Source organism: Bartonella sp. bp_1 (assembly GCF_055808085.1).
In genome coordinates this window covers 1,769,794-1,788,336 of record NZ_CM147851.1, presented here as the reverse complement: position 1 = coordinate 1,788,336, position 18,543 = coordinate 1,769,794, and the positions used below count along the sequence as shown (strand labels likewise).

The following is an 18,543-nucleotide window of genomic DNA, read 5'->3' as shown; positions in this document are numbered from 1 at the left end:
AATGAAACTTGGCTCATATGGATCCAAGCCTGCCATTGATTCCAATAGGCGATATTTCTTTCAAATGGAAATACCGGTGTTTTATTTAAACATGGATATTTTTACTTCTGCATGAAGTGACAATATTCTACCGTATTGAGGAATGGCATATGAGCGGAGAAACCAATCATGGAAAAGCAATTGAAATTCAAAATGTTTCTAAAGCTTATGGTAAATATCAGGCTTTAACACCGGTTAATTTTTATATCAAAGATAACGAGTTTTTTACGTTACTGGGGCCATCTGGTTGCGGTAAGACGACACTTTTGCGCATGATTGCAGGATTTGAACAGCCGACAGAAGGTAAAATATTGCTGCATGGCGAAGATATTGCCAGTCATGCCCCCCATAAGAGACGTGTTAATACTGTTTTTCAAAGCTATGCGCTTTTTCCACATATGACGTTGCGTGATAACATTGCCTATGGGCTTGAGAATTTGAAATGGGAACGTGGGAAAATTAGCGCGCGCGTTGATGAAATGCTCAATCTTGTTGCTATGGGTGAATATGCATCGCGTTATCCAGCAGAGCTTTCGGGTGGGCAGCGTCAACGTATTGCATTGGCACGGGCTCTGGCGCCTGAGCCTGAAGTTCTTTTGCTTGACGAGCCGCTTTCGGCGCTTGACTTGAAACTCAGGCAGGCCATGCGAAATGAACTGCGTCAGTTGCAGCGTCAAACTGGTATTACCTTTATCTTTGTTACCCACGATCAGGAAGAAGCCTTAGATATGTCAGATCGTATCTGCGTTTTGGGTGGAGGTCGTATTCAACAAATCGGAACGCCAGATGAGATTTATGAATTACCGAAAAATAAATTTGTTGCTGACTTTATTGGGGCAACCAACTTTTTCGATGTGCGTGTTCTCTCTGTTGAGGGAGACAAGGCGGAAATTGAACTCCCTTTTTGTCGATCGATAAAGGTCATTCAGAAAAATGTCACGCAGGGTATGAATGCGACGGCATCGTTAAGACCGGAAAAGATAAATTTTTCGGATGATGATGAAATCAGTGTCGATGGAAAAATCATCGATGTTAACTACCTTGGTGCGTATACCCATTATGTCATTCAGGTCGGTGATGTGTGCTTGCGTGTTTCCAAACGTAATAATGTGAGCCGTGATCCGTTGTTTCAGATAGGAGCGCTCACACGTATAGGGTTCAGTCCTGAGTCAGTTAGGGTGTTGGGGTCATGATAAAGTCTCGTATTAAACTACCTTATCTTGGGTTGGTTCCTGTATATTTGGTTATGCTGGTGACTCTTGTCATCCCTATTTTTATTGTGATTGTTGTCTCTTTTTCTACGCGTGGGCCATATGGCGGGTTTGATTATGTATTCACAACAGATGCATATCGTTCATTGCTTTATAATAAAGGGTGGACAAACGAATTAGAATTTAACCCCCAATATCTGATTATTGTGGCGAGGACTGTTATTTTATCGGTGGCCACAACATTGATCTGTCTCTGCCTGGCTTTTCCGGCAGCATATTGCATTGCTCTTCAGAATGCTCAGCGTAAAATGATCTTAGTATGGTTGGTGACATTGCCATTCTGGGTATCGATGATCGTGCGTGTTTATGCATGGATTGTTATTTTAGGTAATGATGGCGTCATTGAAAAAACTTTACGCTATTTGGGGCTTGTTACCGATATGGATACCCTTCTTTTTAATGATGGGGCTATGTTGGTTGGTATGGTTTATTCTTATATCCCACTTATGATTCTCCCTATTTTCGCGAGTGTAGAAAAACTTGATCGAAGCTTGATTGAAGCATCTCACGATTTATATGGCGGTCGTTTTGTCTGTCTTCGCAAAGTTATTTTACCGTTATGCAAACCGGGGATTGCGGCAGGATCTATATTGGTTTTCGTGCCCAGCTTAGGGGCGGTGCTTGAGCCTATGATTTTGGGTGGGGGTAAGAATATGACCATGGGCAGCCTCATTCAGCTGCAATTTGGTGCTGGACGTAACTGGCCTCTTGGCTCGGCAATTGCAATTGTCTTGATGGCTGTTGTTATGATGGTGATCATCATTCAAGGGTTGCGGTCCATACGGAAAGAAAACAAGGAGGAGTTGATATGAAAAATAAGGACGTCAGGCATTACCCTGGACTGAACTCTTTTACTCTTGTTTTCTTTCTCTATCTCTATTTTCCCATTGCGGTTGTTATTTTTTATTCCTTCAATAAAAACCGTATCGTTACCAATTGGGGCGGCGCTTCGTTAGACTGGTATTTTTCTGCGTTGCAAAATACGAGTTTGATGAATGCTGTAAAAACATCATTTGAAGTTGCCGTGTGTTCAACAATTTTTTCGACTATTATAGCATTATTGGCTGCAATGGCGCTTTCGCATGGCCGCAATATGCGGTTTCGCCGAACCTCACAAACCATTATTAATTTGCCATTGCTTTTACCGGAAATTGTTGTTGCTGTTGCCGTTCTGATTTTGTTTTCTGAACTTGGTCTCGTCAGCGGCAAACTTAAGCTCATTATCGCCCATACGACTTTCTGTGTTCCCTTTGCTTTTTTGCCGATTAGAGCGCGAATGCAGGGTATGGATATGAGTATTGAAGAAGCGTCGCGAGATCTCTATGCCGGGGCATGGACAACTTTCCGGCGGGTTACCTTTCCATTGATTTTGCCCGGTGTTTTTTCGGGTGCCATGCTTGCTTTTGTAACGTCGCTTGATGATTTTATTACCAGTAATTTGCTTAATTCCGGCGGTGGTACGACTTTGCCGATCTATATTTATTCATTGATCAAACAAGGTGTTTCACCAGAATTGAATGCAATATCGACATTGATTATGATTTTATCAATCATCATTGCCAGTTTTTCATTTATCCTACAGCGTAAAAGCAAATAATAAAGGGGAACGATAATGAGAATAAATAATAAAAAGAATTTGATCAAAACAGTGGTTTTGGCAGGAGCAGCTATATTCGCAATGAATACGGTATCCTTTGCCCAATCGGATAAGACATTGAATATTTTCGCTTGGGCAGATTCCATTGCGCCGGAGTTGATTGAAAAATTCCAGAAAGAGACTGGGATTAAAGTCACTGTAGATGCATTTTCCTCGAATGAGGATGTCCTGACCAAATTACAGGCCGGATCGTCGGGATATGATCTTGTGACGCCATCGCAACATTTTGTAAAGATTATGATCGATAATCAACTTTTGGCAAATATAGACGTCAAGTCTATGCCTGCCTTCCAGCAAGTGGATGAAAAATGGCGTAACCAATGGTGGGATCCGACAAGCGAATATTCTTTTCCCTTAGCTTATGGGACGGCAAGTTTTTCTGTTAATCGTGACCAGTATAAAGGGCCGATTGATAGCTGGAAGGCCTATTTTGAACCTGATGAATCAATGCGTGGCAAGATTGGCAGTCTTGCACTGCCTGATGAAGTTATCCCTGCTGCAGAAAATTACCTTGGTATCCCCTATTGCAGCGAAGATCCGGCAGAGATGAAGAAGGTGCTTGATCTGCTTCTTGCGCAAAAACCATATGTCGCAGTGTATTCAAGCGATAATATTGAAAATCGTATTGGTGGTGGTGAAGTTGCTATGCATTTCTGGTGGGATGGCAACTCCTTGCGTGTGCGTAGCAATGATAAGGCCCATGTTGAATATGCGATGCCCAAAGAAGGATTGGTCGGCTGGATCGATTCTTTTGTTGTGCCCAAAAATGCCCCCAATATCGAGAATGCCAAAAAGTTTATTGCGTTTATGGCTGAACCGGAGAATGCCACCATTGAAACGAACCATTATGGACATGCGTCACCGGTTAAAATTGACGTGAAAAAAGCACTGTACACTGCCGAAAACGCGCCGGAACTTTATCCGACGGCTCCCGTAATTATGCAACGGGCCTGTTCGCCTGCTGCTCAGGATCTTGTTACGAAAGTATGGACACAATTGTTGCAATAGAAAGTCAAATAAAAACTGCATCAGATTAGGTTTGAATTTAAATTGATTTCGTACATATCCTCAATTTTTTGACGGTATAGTGTTGTTTATTTGGTTCAATATATAAATATCGTTTTTTTCTAAGTAAGAAATTGAAAAAAACAAATTCTTTTTTGTAATCGGTTTGTCGATATTAAAATTGAACATGAAGACCGTTTTAAATGCGGCATGGAAAGGGAACAAATGCGCGATCCACGTTATGATATTCTTTTTGAGCCTATGAAAATTGGGCCGGTAACAGCAAAAAATCGATTTTATCAAGTGCCTCATTGTAATGGTGGTGGATACCGCGATCCGACAGCTGCGGCAACGATGCGGCGCATTAAATCCGAAGGTGGCTGGGGTGTAATTTTTACCGAACAAACGGAAATGCACCATACGTCAGAGATTACTCCTTTTATTGAGCTTCGCCTCTGGGATGATGCCGATATTCCGGCTTTGGCTAGAATGGCTGATGCGATGCATGAGCATGGCGCACTTGCAGGTATTCAGTTGGCATATTCGGGCATTAATGGTCCAAATCTTTATACAAAAGAAGTGCCGCGCGGTCCAAGTGCCTTGCCAATTCGTACATTTACGAATGATCCTGTACAGGCGCGTGCGATGGATAAGCAGGATATTAAAGATTTGCGGCGGTGGCATCGAAATGCGTATAAACGTGCCAAACAGGCGGGCTTTGATCTTGTCTGTCTTTATGGTGCGCATGGTTTCGGTATTATTCAGCATTTCCTTTCGACTGCAACCAATCAGCGTACCGATGAATATGGCGGTTCGCTAGAAAATCGTTCAAGGCTAATGCGTGAATTGATTGAAGAAGGTCGTGAAGCGATTGGAGACACTTGCGGATTGACCTTGCGTATATCGCTTGATGAAATGATCAATGATCTCGGATTTTCCAATGCGGAAGTGCGCGATATGATCGAAATGAATGGTGATATACCAGATCTTTGGGATCTTGCTCATGGTGCATGGGAAGACTGCTCTGGGCCGTCACGCTTTAAAGAAGAGGCAGCACAGGAAGTTCTGGTCAGCGGAATTCGTGAATTGACAAAGAAGCCGGTTGTTGGCGTTGGTCGTTTTACGTCTCCTGACGTTATGGTAAGAATGATAAAATCAGGTGTGCTTGATTTTATTGGATGCGCGCGTCCTTCAATTGCTGATCCGTTCCTTCCGAAGAAAGTCGAAGAAGGACGTATTGAGGATATCCGTGAATGTATTGGCTGTAACATATGCATTACAGGCGATATGACCATGTCAATCTCTCGGTGCACACAAAATCCTACCTTTATGGAAGAGTGGCGTAAGGGTTGGCATCCGGAACGGATGCAAGCGAAAGGCGATTCTCAAAGCGTTCTTATTGTAGGAGCTGGTCCAGCCGGCATGGAAGCTGCACGGGCGCTTGGTTTGCGTGGCTACCAGGTTGCACTCGCAGAAGCAGGGACAGAGCTTGGTGGTCGTGTTGCCAAAGAATGCAAGTTGCCCGGGCTTTCTGCATGGGGTCGTGTTCGTGATTATCGTGAATATCAAATTAGCCAAATGCCTAATGTCGATATTTATTTTGATAGTATGTTGTCTGCTGATGATATTTTAGAATTCGGTTTTGAGAATATTGCTCTTGCGACGGGTTCTACATGGCGTCGTGATGGTGTGGCCCGTGCGCATGTTGTGCCGATGCCGATTGATTCACAAATGCCGATATATACACCTGATGACTTGATGAATGGTACGACGCTTTCAGGCCATGTGGTGATCTTTGATGATGATCACTATTATATGGGTGGCGTCATGGCTGAGTTATTGGTTCAGCAAGGTTGTAAGGTTACATTGGTAACACCGTCAGCCTATGTTTCGGATTGGACCCGTAATACATTGGAGCAGACGGCCATCCATCGTCGGCTTGTTGATCTTGGCGTTGAAATTGTTCTTAACCGTAATGTTTCCGAGATTAAAAATGGTGGTGTCATTACAGAATGCGTTTATTCAGGGCAGACAAGTGATATTAGTGCAGATAAGGTTCTGTTGGTTACTTCTCGCCTGCAAAACGATATTGTATGGCAAACATTAAAATCGGCATCGGATCGTTGGGGAGATTACAATATCCGATCAATCAAGGTGTTTGGTGACGCCGAAGCCCCGGGGCCAATTGCATGGGCAACTTATGCGGGTCATCGTTATGCACGTGAATTGGATGAACCCGATATTGGAGATGCTTTGCCCTTTAGACGTGAAGTAACTGCTTTAGCCGGTTGAATATTATCCCCTCCTGAAAAGTAGGGGTATGCCAAAAAAAATATAAAAATGGCATTTCCAGATGAATGATTTGGAAAGTGGGGAACAATATGACTGAAAAAGATAAAGATATTGCAATTCACGTTGACAATATCAAGAAAATCTATGGCGTGGGAGATAATGCTTTTCATGCATTGCGAAATATTTCACTTGATATTTATAGTGGTGAGTTTTTTACTTTGCTTGGACCTTCAGGATGTGGGAAAACAACACTGTTGAGAATGATTGCGGGGTTTGATTATCCCACAAGCGGAACAATATTACTTCAGAACGAAAATATTGTTAATTTGCCTCCTTTTAAAAGACCCGTTAATACTGTGTTTCAAAGCTATGCACTGTTTCCACATATGACAGTGGCAGAGAATATTGCTTTTGGGCTAAAAATGCTTGGCAGGCCTAAAGATGAGATTATTACGCAAGTCAATAAAATGCTAGCGCTTGTCCAAATGGAATCGATGGCGGATCGACAGACAAGTGCAATTTCTGGTGGGCAGCAACAACGTGTAGCATTAGCACGTGCTTTGGCTCCACATCCAAAAGTTTTGCTGCTGGATGAGCCACTTTCAGCACTTGATTATAAATTGCGCAAGGATATGCAAGTCGAGCTTAAGGAATTACAGAAAAATACAGGTATCACATTTATTTTTGTAACACACGATCAGGAAGAAGCCTTATCGATGTCAGATCGTATTGCGGTCATGAATAAGGGGCAAGTTTTACAGGTTGGTGATCCTAAAACAATTTATCACTCACCTGTTGATCGTTTTGTCGCTGATTTTATTGGTGAAACTAATTTTCTTGAAGGGGATATCCTTTCGGTTGATGATAATATTGCACAGGTTAAGTTGGGTGAAAATGCCGTTATAAGTATAACGCTTCCTGAAAGCTTTAATACTTTAGGGTGTGTTACCATTGCCTTGAGGCCCGAACACATAACTTTAGCTAAAGATGGCAAAGGATTAAAGGCAACAGTTGAAACGGTTGTCTATTTAGGCACGGATACTCATTTTTATACCACGCTTGATAGTGGCCAAAAGATAATTGTTCGCGAACAGAATCGTCTAAATTCAGAAACTCATTATAAACGGGGGGATGTTGTTGTCTTGCAAGTTTCGCCCTCTGCCGCACGAGTTGTGAGGGATTGATGATGTCTGGTACAAACGAAATAGCAAGTATTTTTGAGCGCGATGATATTCGCCGACGTTGGTATTTATCTCTACCAGCGTTAATTGTTATTACCATTGGTGCTGCTGGGCCATTAGTAATTGTTTTAATATATTCCTTTCTTACCCCTGGGGATTACGGTGATGTTGTTTGGAAGTTTTCTTTCGACGGTTGGATAGGCGTGCTATTCGATCGAGATGTTTTTGATGGTCATTTAAGTTTGGCTAATGCGAACTTGTCTATTGTTTGGCGTTCAGTCTGGTTAGCTTTTGCGACAACTTTTCTGACGTTTGTTTTTGGCTTTCCAACGGCTTATTTTATTGCGACAAGACCTACAACAACCAGAGAATTATGGCTTTTTCTGATTACAATTCCATTTTGGACAAATTTGCTTATTCGTACTTTCGCGATACAGGAAGTTATCCGTAATGAAGGGGTTATCAATCTATTATTATTAAAAATGGGAATTATTACTGAACCGATTCAGATGATGTATACTGATTTTGCTGTTCTTATCGGTATCACCTATGTCTATCTGCCCTTAATGGTTCTACCATTATATAGTAGTATGGAAAAATTAGATTTTCGTCTTGTCGAAGCTGGTTACGATCTTTATGCAACGCCAACGCGTGTTTTGTTTCATGTTATTATTCCGTCTGTAAAAGCAGGTATAATTTCAGGTGGTATTCTCGTTTTTATACCTGCACTTGGCTCTTATGTTGTTCCACGTATTCTTGGTGGTGGCGCCAATCTTATGATTGGTAATTTCATCGAATTACAATTCGGCCAGGGACGCAATTGGCCATTGGGCTCAGCTTTGTCAATATCTCTATTAGCCTTGGTAATGATTGCTTTATTCTACTACGCGCGTAATGCTAATCGTGAAGGAAATGGATAATGGCTAAAGAGTTTAATATTCGTCGTCGTCGTTTGTTTTCTGCGATCGCAATTATCATTTTTATTCTTTTGTATGCCCCTATTTTTATTTTGGTAGTATATGCTTTTAATGCTGGCGTATCGATGGCAAGTTGGGATGGATTTTCGCTCCGGTGGTTTGTCAGTGCTTGGCATAATAGAGCTGTTGTAGAGGCTTCATTGCGATCTTTTCAACTTGCGTTGATATCTTCCATTATAGCTACAATATTAGCAACTATGATTGCATTGGCAACAACGCGTACGAGACCTTATAAAGGATTAACGTTTAAATTTATATTGATTAATCAACCTCTTATGGTTCCAGAAATTGTTACGGCTGTTGCTTTGCTTGTATTTTTTGCGCGCATCAAGATAGCCACTGGGTATTCAGGGATGGGATATTTGGTATTAGCCCATACAGCTTTTTGTATACCCTTTGCTTACATGTCTATAACAGCACGATTGATGAGCATGGATATTACGTTAGAACATGCTGCTTATGACTTGTATGCAGATAGATGGAAAACATTTCGTTATGTGACGTTCCCGCAATTGTGGCCTGGTATTTTTGCCGGTCTTATGTTGGCTTTTGTTATTTCTCTTGATGATGTAATTATTACAGAGTTTGTTAAATCAAGTGGCCAAGATACATTGCCGACATATATGTTAGGACAATTGCGTCGTGTTATAACACCTGAAATGAATGCGATTGCGACAGCATTTCTATTTCTATCTATTGTTGTTGTTTCGATATTTTTCATTGTCACACAATACGCCAATCGTTCCGCGCGGTATAAAGGGGACTAGATATGAAAAAATATAAATCATTGTTGACTGTTGCATTTGGATTATTCTTATCCAGTACGTTAATGGCTCATGCTTCTGGTCGTTTAAGTATTTTTACATGGGGTGATATTTTCCCACCGGAATTGATTAAGAAGTTTGAAGAAAAATATGACATCAAAGTGACATTAACGGATTATGATTCCAGTGATGCAGCCTTGGTCAAGGTGCGTCAGGGGGGGCATGGTTTTGATGCTGTTGTCGCTATTTCAAGTTATATTCCGATTTGGATTGATGAAGGACTTTTGCTAGAGACTAATCCGCCGCAGATGGAAAACTATAAAAATGTTAAGGAGGAGTGGAGGGAGCTACCTTTTGATCCTGGAATAAAATATACTGTTCCTTATGAAATCGGCATTACAGGCATGGCCGTTAATACTTCGATTTATAAAGGTGATATTAATACATCGGCTATTTTTCTTGACCCTCCTGCTGAACTTGTAGGCAAAATTAATGTAGTGCCGACGATGGATGAGGTTATGTATCTTGCAACTCGTTATGTCGGTGGAGAGCCGTGTTCGACAGATAAGGCTGTTATGCGTAAGGTACGTGATCTTATGGTTAAAGCACGTAAAAAATGGATATCCATTGATTATGGTACTACCGATACTTATGCGAAAGGTGACATATTTGCGGGTGTAACATGGAATGGCTCGAATTTACGTGTACGTATGATCAATAAGGATATACATTTTGGTTTTCCTAAAGAAGGTTTTCCAATTTGGATGGATACATTCGCAGTTCTTAAATCAGCAAAAAATATTGAAAATGCAAAATTATTTCAGAATTTTTTGATGGAACCAGAAAGTGCGGGAATGATTTCAACATTTACGCGCTATGCAAATGGAATCAAAGGATCAGAAGATTTTATGCCTGATGAAATGAAAAATGCTCCTGAGATTGAACTGAGCGATGAAGTCAAACACCATATGGGTTTTTTACGCGCCTGTCCGCCTGAATCTCAGCTTTTTCAGAAGGCTATATGGACTGAAATTCAAAAATGATCATCTAGTCTTGCTTTAGGCAAGAGGTATTCCAACAGGAGGTGAGGATGTCTGAACAGATTGTTTTTACAAACGGTAATATTTTGACCATGGAGAAAAAATATCCGGTAGTTGAGGCTGTTTTGGTTGAGAATGACCGGATTGTTAAAATAGGAACCCAAAAAGAAGTTCTTGATGCTGCGACAGGAAATGCAAAGATCGTTGATCTGGCCGGAAAGACTTTGATGCCAGGGTTTATTGATGCCCACCTACATTTTATTTGGGGATCGCAATATCTTGATGTCGTTGGGTTGCGTGATGCCAAGACATTTGCAGATGTGCAAAAGAAGCTTGAAGCCTATGCCAATAAATATCCAGAGCGTGAGTGGATTACAGGTTTGGAGTTCAGTTACGGTTATCCTGATATGGAAGGGAAAGATTTCCATCGTTCGATGCTGGATGAAATTGTTCAGGATCGACCCGTTTTCTTTTACTCTGGTATGGCCCACGCTGCATGGGCGAATACAAAAGCTTTAGAAATGGCTGGTATTGATCGCAATACGCCTGATCCTGAAAGTGGCACGATTGTGCGTGATAGTAACGGGGAGCCAACAGGATGGTTAATTGAACAGGCCGTTAAGCTGGTTGATAGTAAAGTGCCGCGGTTGAGTGACGATGAAACAATGGCAATGCTGAAGAAAGCGATTGTAGAAACAAATCGTTTTGGAATTACGCGTGTACAAAGTGCTGGCTTTGACGAGGATATGTTGCCTCATCTGGAAACACTGCGAGATGAAGGAAATTTGAGTCTGCGTTATACGCTTTCAACAGTTTGTCCGCCGCCTAAAATGACTGATGAGGTAATGAAGCTTGCCGAGGACAAAGCTAAAAGATTCCATGATGATTATCTTGATGCGCGAGTTATGAAATTCTTTATCGATGGTGTTTTGGAATCGCATACCGGCTATATGCCGGAAGGGTATGCTGATATGCCGGATGAAAAAGGAACACTGTTGTGGGATTCTGCGGAATATAGAGATGCAGTTCGACGTTCTCAGGCGGCAGGTTTGCAGGTCTGGTCTCATACAATTGGACGTGGCGCAGTTACCTTTGCGCTTGATGCTTATGCCAGTGATATAGATCGCTCACGCAAGTTACGACCTAGAGTTGAACATGTGGAGATACCTGCCGTTTCCGATTTGGATCGCTTCAAGGAAATTAATGCCATTGCATCTGTGCAGCCAGCAATGATTTATCCAAAGGATCAATGGATGGGTATGGTCGGGATATGGGAAAAGCGTGTCGGTAAAGAAAATCTTGCACTTGCATTTCCTATTCGCACTCTACTTGATCATGGCGCTGCTGTAGCTTTTGGTACCGATTGGCCGATTGTCGATTTGAATCCGCTTGTTGGCATCCGTAATGCTGTTTTGCGTCAAAGTTTTGATGGAGAGCCAGCACAAGGGTGGGTTCCTGAACAGCGTATTGATGTAGAAGAAGCACTTTATGCCTATACATTAGGCGCTGCTTATGCAGCGCACCGCGAGAAAGATGAAGGGTCTATCCAGGAAGGAAAACTGGCTGACATGATCGTTTTATCTGATAACCCATTAACGGTTGAAGTCGAGCAAATCAATGATATTGCTGTACTGGCAACCTTTGTGGGAGGTAAGCAGGTTTACGGCTCTCTTTAGCGCTATTTTTAAAAACTTGGACTTTATCGAGTAATAATCAGCTTTGGCTGCTTTTGAGTTCAGATTTAGTCCAGTTTTTATTGTTCAAAATAAATTTACCCATATTAATGTCGTAATGTTCTGCGGCAATATATTTTCTTTGAATCTTTTTAGAGGATAAACCTAACTATCTGTTTATATTTATATAATTTAAAAATGGACTATTGAATTATATCTTCGGCATTTTTTATAATTTTCCTAAGCCTTGGTTTGTTTTTTTGTAGGATGCAAGACTTTTCCTTCAAAATTACCAATGTTATGTCTTACGAGAAAATATAAAATTGGTTCCGTTCATAATCTACACGGTTTTAAACCAAAAGGGGAAATAAAATGAAAGTCTTAGTGGGCGTAAAGCGGGTTATTGACTACAATGTAAAGCCGCGGGTTAAAAGCGATGGTAGCGCTGTTGATCTTGACAATATCAAAATGTCGATGAACCCTTTTGATGAAGTTGCCATTGAGGAAGCTGTACGTTTGAAAGAGGCAGGAAAAATTGATGAGGTTATCGCTTTATCTGTCGGACCCCAAGCCGCTCAAGATACTCTACGAACAGCCTTAGCTATGGGGGCTGATCGTGCCATCCTTGTTAAATGTGATGAGCGTGTCGAACCTCTTGCTGTTGCAAAAATTTTTAAGAATATTGTTGATGAAGAAAAACCCGAACTAGTTTTTCTTGGAAAGCAGGCGATTGATGATGACTGCAATCAGACGGGGCAGATGCTCGCCTCGCTTCTTGATTGGGGACAGGCTACATTTGCATCTGTACTTTCCGTTCAAGCCGATAAGTTGGAAGCAACGCGAGAAGTCGATAACGGATTACAGGTTATTGAAGTCCGCTGTCCTGCTGTTGTAACTGTTGATTTGCGGTTGAATGAACCCCGGTTTGCATCCTTGCCGAATATTATGAAGGCTAAGAAAAAGCCAATTGAAGAAAAAGTGGCGTCTGATATGGGAATTGACTTGAGGCCACGATTAAAGGTTCTTCGAGTAGAAGAACCACCTAAACGCAGTGGTGGGATCAAAGTTAATACTATTGATGATCTCGTTATAAAATTAAAAAATGATGCAGCTGTGCTTTGAAGGGAACGAACAATGGCTATTCTTTTATTGGCGGAACATAATAACGAAACTTTATCTGAACAAACATCAAAAGCATTGACAGCCGCCCGTTCTATCGGTGGGGATATTGATATATTGGTATGTGGAAAGAATGCTGCCAATGTTGCACAGCAGGCTGCATTGCTGGCTGGTTTGCGCAAGGTGTATCTTGCAGATGCTGATTATCTCGACGCTCAATTAGCTGAGCCGGTTGCCGCAACTTTGCTGGCTTTGGCAGATGGATATGATGTTTTCATTGCTGCAGCGACAACGACAGGCAAAAATATTATGCCACGTGTTGCGGCCAAACTTGATGTTATGCAAATTTCAGATGTTATTGAAGTTGTCGATACTGATACATTTAAACACCCAATTTATGCAGGCAACGTCATAGAAACAGTATGTTCTACTGACAAGAAAAAAGTTCTTACTATTCGTACGTCATCCTTTGCTTTATCGGAAACGGGTGCTGCTGCAGAAGTTGAAAATATTCAGCCGGGGAAAAATCCGGCATTAAGCCAACATTTACGCGATGAAGTTTCAAAAAGTGAAAGACCTGAACTTACTTCAGCCAAGGTTGTTGTCTCAGGTGGTCGTGGTCTTGGTTCAGCAGAGATGTTCAAATCATTACTCTTTCCTCTTGCGGATAAACTTAATGCTGCCATTGGTGCAAGCCGTGCGGCTGTTGATGCAGGATATGCTTCTAATGATTGGCAGGTTGGACAAACCGGTAAGGTGGTTGCTCCCGATCTTTATATTGCAATTGGTATTTCAGGCGCGATCCAGCATCTGGCCGGTATGAAAGACTCGCGTATTATTGTTGCTATCAATAAAGATGCAGATGCACCTATTATGCAGATTGCTGATTATGCAGTTGTGGGTGATTTATTTGAGCTCGTTCCAGAGCTTACAAAATCTATTTGATGAAAAATAGCCTATACGTCATAGGCAATAATAGACCCCAGAGGATGAACCGTTATGTGCGATAAAACGTATAAGCAATGGCAGGATGAAGCAAAAAAAATCAAATTCCGTAATGGTGTTTTTATTGATGGACAATTTTCATCTGCTCAAAATGGTGAGACTTTTTCGTGCATTAATCCGGCAACCGAAGAGACGCTTACAGAAGTAGCCTTGGGGAATGCGGCTGATATAGATCGTGCGGTCAAGTCTGCAAGGCGTGCGTTTGAAAGTGGTGTTTGGTCCAGAGCCGAACCGGAAAAACGTAAGGAAGTTCTTTTACGCCTTGCGAATCTTTTACGCGAAAATTTAACAGAGTTTGCATTGCTCGATTCAATGGATATGGGAAAGCGCGTGATAGATGCTGCCAATGGCGATGTGCCTGGATCGGCCGCTATCTTCCAGTGGTATGGCGAAGCAATTGATAAAATCTATGATGAAATAGCCCCAACGGAAGCTGGTAATCTTGCGATGATTCGGCGCGAACCTATAGGGGTTGTAGGTGCTGTTGTGCCGTGGAATTTTCCACTTGATATGGCAACATGGAAATGCGCTCCTGCTTTGGCTGCAGGAAATTCTGTTGTGCTTAAGCCTGCTGAACAATCGCCGCTCTCTGCTTTAAGACTTGCTGAACTTGCTATTGAGGCAGGTTTGCCTGAAGGTGTTTTAAATGTTGTGCCGGGATTTGGTGCAACAGCAGGACAGGCGCTTGGAAGACATGGCGATGTTGATTGTTTGACTTTCACCGGATCCACAGCTACGGGCAAGCGTTTCATGGAATATGCGGGCCAATCCAATATGAAGCAAGTATGGTTGGAAACGGGAGGAAAGAGTCCTAATATTGTTTTTGCTGATTGCAAAAATCTGGATAAAGCGGCAGAAATGGCCGCTTTCGGGATATTCTTTAATCAGGGTGAAATTTGCTCTGCCAATTCAAGATTGCTGGTGGAAGCCAGTATACGTGATGAATTTGTTGCCCGTCTTGTTGCTTTATCAAAGAATATGCAACCAGGTGATCCGCTTGATCCAAATGCCGGAATGGGCGCTATGGTTGATCAACGACAGGCTGAACGTGTGATGGGGTTTATTGAGGCCGGCAAAAAGCAATCGCGTTTGGTGACGGGTGGCGAAAAACTTACTGTTCATGGCAAAGGCCATTATATTACACCGACAATTTTCGATCAGGTCGCTTCGGATAGTCTCATTGCCAAGGAAGAAATATTTGGACCTGTTCTTTCTGTTATTACGTTTGAAACAGAAGAGGAAGCACTTAAGATTGCCAATGACAGTATTTATGGTTTGGCAGCCTCTGTCTGGACAGATGACTTTTCACGAGCGCATCGTGTTTCAGATCAGTTAAAAGCTGGAACGGTTTCTGTTAACACAATGGATGCGTTAAGTGCCAAAACGCCTTTTGGTGGTTTTAAACAATCCGGATTTGGGCGTGATCTTTCATTACATGCATTGGATAAGTTTACTGGTTTGAAAACCGTGTGGATGAAATACTAAAGTCAATCCTTTTGAAATAAATAATATAAGAGCGGGCGATCAAATGAGTGAAGTATGCGAACCACGTGAGAGCATGGAATTTGATGTTGTGATTGTTGGCGCAGGGCCTGCAGGGTTATCGGCAGCGATCCGCTTGAAGCAGGTCAACTCTGATCTTTCTGTTGTGGTGGTTGAAAAAGGTGCGGAAGTTGGTGCGCATATATTGTCAGGCGCCGTTGTTGACCCCATTGGCGTTGATACTTTGTTGCCAGACTGGCGGGAGGATGATGATCATCCTTTTAAAGTGCCCGTGACAGAAGATCACTTCTATGAGCTGAAAGAAACAAAGGCTACAAAACTTCCAAGTTTTATTATGCCTAAAATTTTGAGTAACCATGGAAATTATATTGTTTCCCTTGGTAATGTCTGTCGTTGGCTGGCAGGAAAAGCTGAAAGTCTTGGTGTCGAAATCTATCCAGGGTTTGCTGCAGCAGAAGTCCTTTATAATGATGAGGGGGCTGTTATTGGTATAGCCACCGGTGATATGGGGATTGAAAAGGATGGAAGCCATGGCCCCAATTATATGCGTGGGATGGCGTTGCTCGGTAAATATACACTGATTGGTGAGGGTGCGCGTGGTTCTCTTGCCAAGCAGATAATTAAGCGTTTTGCACTTGATAAAGATTGTGAGCCGCAAAAATATGGTATCGGTATTAAGGAATTGTGGGAGATTGATCCAAGCCAGCATAGGCTTGGTTGCGTTCAGCACTCTTCTGGCTGGCCGTTAAGCGATGATACTGGAGGGGGCTCCTTCCTCTATCATCTCGACAATAATCAGGTTGCTGTTGGTTTTGTTGTTCATCTCAATTATAAAAATCCTTACCTCTCTCCTTTTGAAGAATTTCAACGTTTCAAGACACATCCTGCTATTGCTCCTATTTTTAAAGGGGGAAAACGCCTTGCATATGGTGCACGTGCTATTACTGAAGGTGGTTGGCAATCGGTGCCAAAGCTTGTTTTCCCCGGAGGAGCTTTGATTGGATGTTCTGCCGGTTTTGTTAATGTGCCACGTATTAAGGGTTCGCATAATGCGATGTTGTCTGGCATTGCTGCCGCTAATCATATAGCGCAAGCTATCGCGAATGATCGCAGTCATGACGAGGTCAGTGAAGTTGAAACCTCATGGCGTAGTGGTCCTATTGGTAAAGATCTGTATAAAGTGCGTAATGTTAAACCGCTTTGGTCAAAATATGGCACCAAATTTGGTATTAAATTAGCGGGCTTTGATATGTGGTGCCAGTCACTGTTCGGATTTTCTTTTTTTGGTACAGTGCCCCATGGCAAGCCGGATTATAGTTGTCTTGAACCGGCATCTAAACATCAAGCAATCCAATATCCTAAACCAGATAATGTATTGACATTCGATCGTCTTTCTTCGGTCTTTCTTTCCAATACCAATCATGACGAAAACCAACCGAGCCATTTGAAGTTACAATCACTTGCGGTACAGGAGACCTCTGAGCTTGCCACCTTTGCCGGTCCTTCAACGCGCTATTGTCCGGCAGGTGTTTATGAGTGGGTAGAAAAGGATGGTCATGAGACTTATGTAATCAATGCGCAAAACTGTGTGCATTGTAAAACATGTGACATTAAGGATCCCAACCAGAATATTAATTGGACGTGCCCACAAGGTGGTGAAGGCCCTGTTTATCCAAATATGTGAGGCAATATAAAATATCAGGTTTGATCCTGTTCATATCATCAAGTGCTTTTAAGAATAAGCGCTGAGATCATAGGAAATCATTGCGCCCCCACTTTGTGGGTGCGTTTTCTTATTCTTTACTGTGCTGTTTTGACAAAATAAATAAGCTTGAAATTCAAATCTATTTTTGTGGTAAATTATTGATAATAATGTTTTTTATATGGAATAAGGTGGATCCATACCAGGAATGAATTGGTTCGAGATCATGCTTTTGCAATGTTCATAAAACAACTGAACCAGTCGTGTTTTGCGTGTATCGGCAAGTGAGATAAGAACGATCTTCATCGGTTTTAGATTGCCATCTAACGGAATACATTTAAGGCCTCGTCCATCCATTGCAACATGGGAGCGTGGGCGGACATTTGAAAGTGTATAACCATAACCATTGGCGGCAGTTGTTCGTAAAATATCCTGATGGGGTGAACGCATACCAATGTTGGGATCAAGTCCCTGATTGAAATACAGGGCCAAAAAATATTCTCGGCTTAGTGGCAGATCCAGCAATAGCAAAGGTTCATTCACAATTTCACATAATTGCAATAGTGACTTGGATGCCAATGGGTGGTTTTCACCTAAAACAACATAGGGTGGCAACTCTGCCAATTCGACACATTCAAATCCCTCTGGAACGAGTAGATCATAGCTGAGGGCAACATCGATCTCGCCATTTTGTAATTTTTGTAAAAGGCTATCATGATTGTCTACGACATTATTGACCGTTACTTCATTGTAACGGGAGCAGAAAGAATGCGTAAGCTCCGGCATAATCATGGATGCAAATGTAACCATACAGCCCAAAGTCAGTTGCCCTCGTGCTCCATTGGTTGCCTCCGATGCAATTGTATATAGATTTTCAGCCTGCTCGACTAATAGTTTGGCTTGTGTTAGGACGGCTTTTCCTGCTGGTGTGAGTGTCAAACCTTGTGCATGGCGTCGAATGAATAGTTGGGTATCCAATTCTTCTTCAAGATTTGCAATCGCGGTTGAAATAGAAGGTTGCGATATATGAACGCGTTCAGAGGCAAGCGTGATGCTTCCGGTTTCGGCTGTAGCAATAAAATATTGAATTTGACGAAGCGTATAGCGCATTATCCATCCCAATCATTCTCCTCGTATGTTCGGCACCATACACGGCGTAGTTTCCTATTGGAAATAAAATATTTGAGATGTTTGAGTGCTCCTTAATTTACTAGGCTCAGGATCTATTAATTTCGGTGACATCGTTTTTATTGAGTGCAGAGCGGATTGGATGTGTTGCTTTATCTCTTGTCATTATGACCAATTGTATCGGCGG

At 42.1% G+C, this 18,543-nt stretch carries 15 protein-coding genes; 14 read left to right on the top strand and 1 reads right to left on the bottom strand.

The genetic code is table 11. The features are described 5' to 3' along the window. The first annotated feature begins 149 nt into the window (after nt 1–149). From ACYZ97_RS08885 to ACYZ97_RS08820, 14 genes are all read left to right on the top strand, one after another. Entirely contained in the window at nt 150–1,232 is a 1,083-nt protein-coding gene (locus ACYZ97_RS08885; RefSeq protein WP_473298221.1) for an ABC transporter ATP-binding protein, read from the top strand. Further along, nucleotides 1,229–2,122 carry an ABC transporter permease gene (locus tag ACYZ97_RS08880; RefSeq protein WP_473298220.1) on the top strand — a complete coding sequence of 298 codons (894 nt, stop codon included), beginning with the start codon at nt 1,229–1,231 and terminating at the stop codon, nt 2,120–2,122. Before ACYZ97_RS08885 ends, ACYZ97_RS08880 begins: the two co-directional genes overlap by 4 nt. Then, nucleotides 2,119–2,907, top strand: a complete 789-nt coding sequence (locus ACYZ97_RS08875; RefSeq protein ID WP_473298219.1) for an ABC transporter permease — start codon at nt 2,119–2,121, stop codon at nt 2,905–2,907. Before ACYZ97_RS08880 ends, ACYZ97_RS08875 begins: the two co-directional genes overlap by 4 nt. A gap of 15 nt (nt 2,908–2,922) precedes the next feature. Continuing rightward, nucleotides 2,923–3,975 carry an extracellular solute-binding protein gene (locus tag ACYZ97_RS08870; protein WP_473298218.1) on the top strand — a complete coding sequence of 351 codons (1,053 nt, stop codon included), beginning with the start codon at nt 2,923–2,925 and terminating at the stop codon, nt 3,973–3,975. A 222-nt stretch (nt 3,976–4,197) separates the two neighbouring features. Next, complete coding sequence (locus tag ACYZ97_RS08865) at nt 4,198–6,264, top strand: oxidoreductase (RefSeq protein ID WP_473298217.1); 2,067 nt, start codon at nt 4,198–4,200, stop codon at nt 6,262–6,264. 89 nt (nt 6,265–6,353) lie between these two features. Further along, on the top strand, nt 6,354–7,448 hold the full coding sequence (locus tag ACYZ97_RS08860; RefSeq protein WP_473298216.1) for an ABC transporter ATP-binding protein: 1,095 nt from the start codon (nt 6,354–6,356) through the stop codon (nt 7,446–7,448). 2 nt (nt 7,449–7,450) lie between these two features. Then, the gene (locus ACYZ97_RS08855) at nt 7,451–8,365 is read left to right on the top strand and encodes an ABC transporter permease (protein ID WP_473298215.1); all 915 of its coding nucleotides are present in this window, start codon (nt 7,451–7,453) and stop codon (nt 8,363–8,365) included. Next, nucleotides 8,365–9,189 (top strand): ABC transporter permease, encoded by an 825-nt coding sequence (locus tag ACYZ97_RS08850; RefSeq protein WP_473298214.1) that lies wholly within the window; start codon nt 8,365–8,367, stop codon nt 9,187–9,189. Before ACYZ97_RS08855 ends, ACYZ97_RS08850 begins: the two co-directional genes overlap by 1 nt. A gap of 2 nt (nt 9,190–9,191) precedes the next feature. Continuing rightward, on the top strand, nt 9,192–10,229 hold the full coding sequence (locus tag ACYZ97_RS08845; protein WP_473298213.1) for an extracellular solute-binding protein: 1,038 nt from the start codon (nt 9,192–9,194) through the stop codon (nt 10,227–10,229). Between the two features lie 47 nt (nt 10,230–10,276). Further along, nucleotides 10,277–11,902, top strand: coding sequence for an amidohydrolase (locus ACYZ97_RS08840; protein ID WP_473298212.1), 1,626 nt, complete (start codon nt 10,277–10,279; stop codon nt 11,900–11,902). Nucleotides 11,903–12,271: 369 nt separating this feature from the next. Beyond that, complete coding sequence (locus ACYZ97_RS08835) at nt 12,272–13,021, top strand: electron transfer flavoprotein subunit beta/FixA family protein (RefSeq protein WP_473298211.1); 750 nt, start codon at nt 12,272–12,274, stop codon at nt 13,019–13,021. A 12-nt stretch (nt 13,022–13,033) separates the two neighbouring features. Then, entirely contained in the window at nt 13,034–13,963 is a 930-nt protein-coding gene (locus ACYZ97_RS08830; RefSeq protein ID WP_473298209.1) for an electron transfer flavoprotein subunit alpha/FixB family protein, read from the top strand. Between the two features lie 54 nt (nt 13,964–14,017). Then, nucleotides 14,018–15,508 carry an aldehyde dehydrogenase gene (locus ACYZ97_RS08825; protein WP_473298208.1) on the top strand — a complete coding sequence of 497 codons (1,491 nt, stop codon included), beginning with the start codon at nt 14,018–14,020 and terminating at the stop codon, nt 15,506–15,508. A 43-nt stretch (nt 15,509–15,551) separates the two neighbouring features. Continuing rightward, nucleotides 15,552–17,210, top strand: coding sequence for an electron transfer flavoprotein-ubiquinone oxidoreductase (locus tag ACYZ97_RS08820; protein WP_473298206.1), 1,659 nt, complete (start codon nt 15,552–15,554; stop codon nt 17,208–17,210). A 195-nt stretch (nt 17,211–17,405) separates the two neighbouring features. Here the strand turns inward: ACYZ97_RS08820 and ACYZ97_RS08815 are convergent, their stop codons facing one another. After that, entirely contained in the window at nt 17,406–18,338 is a 933-nt protein-coding gene (locus tag ACYZ97_RS08815) for a LysR family transcriptional regulator (protein ID WP_473298205.1), read from the bottom strand. Between the last annotated feature and the right edge of the window lie 205 nt (nt 18,339–18,543).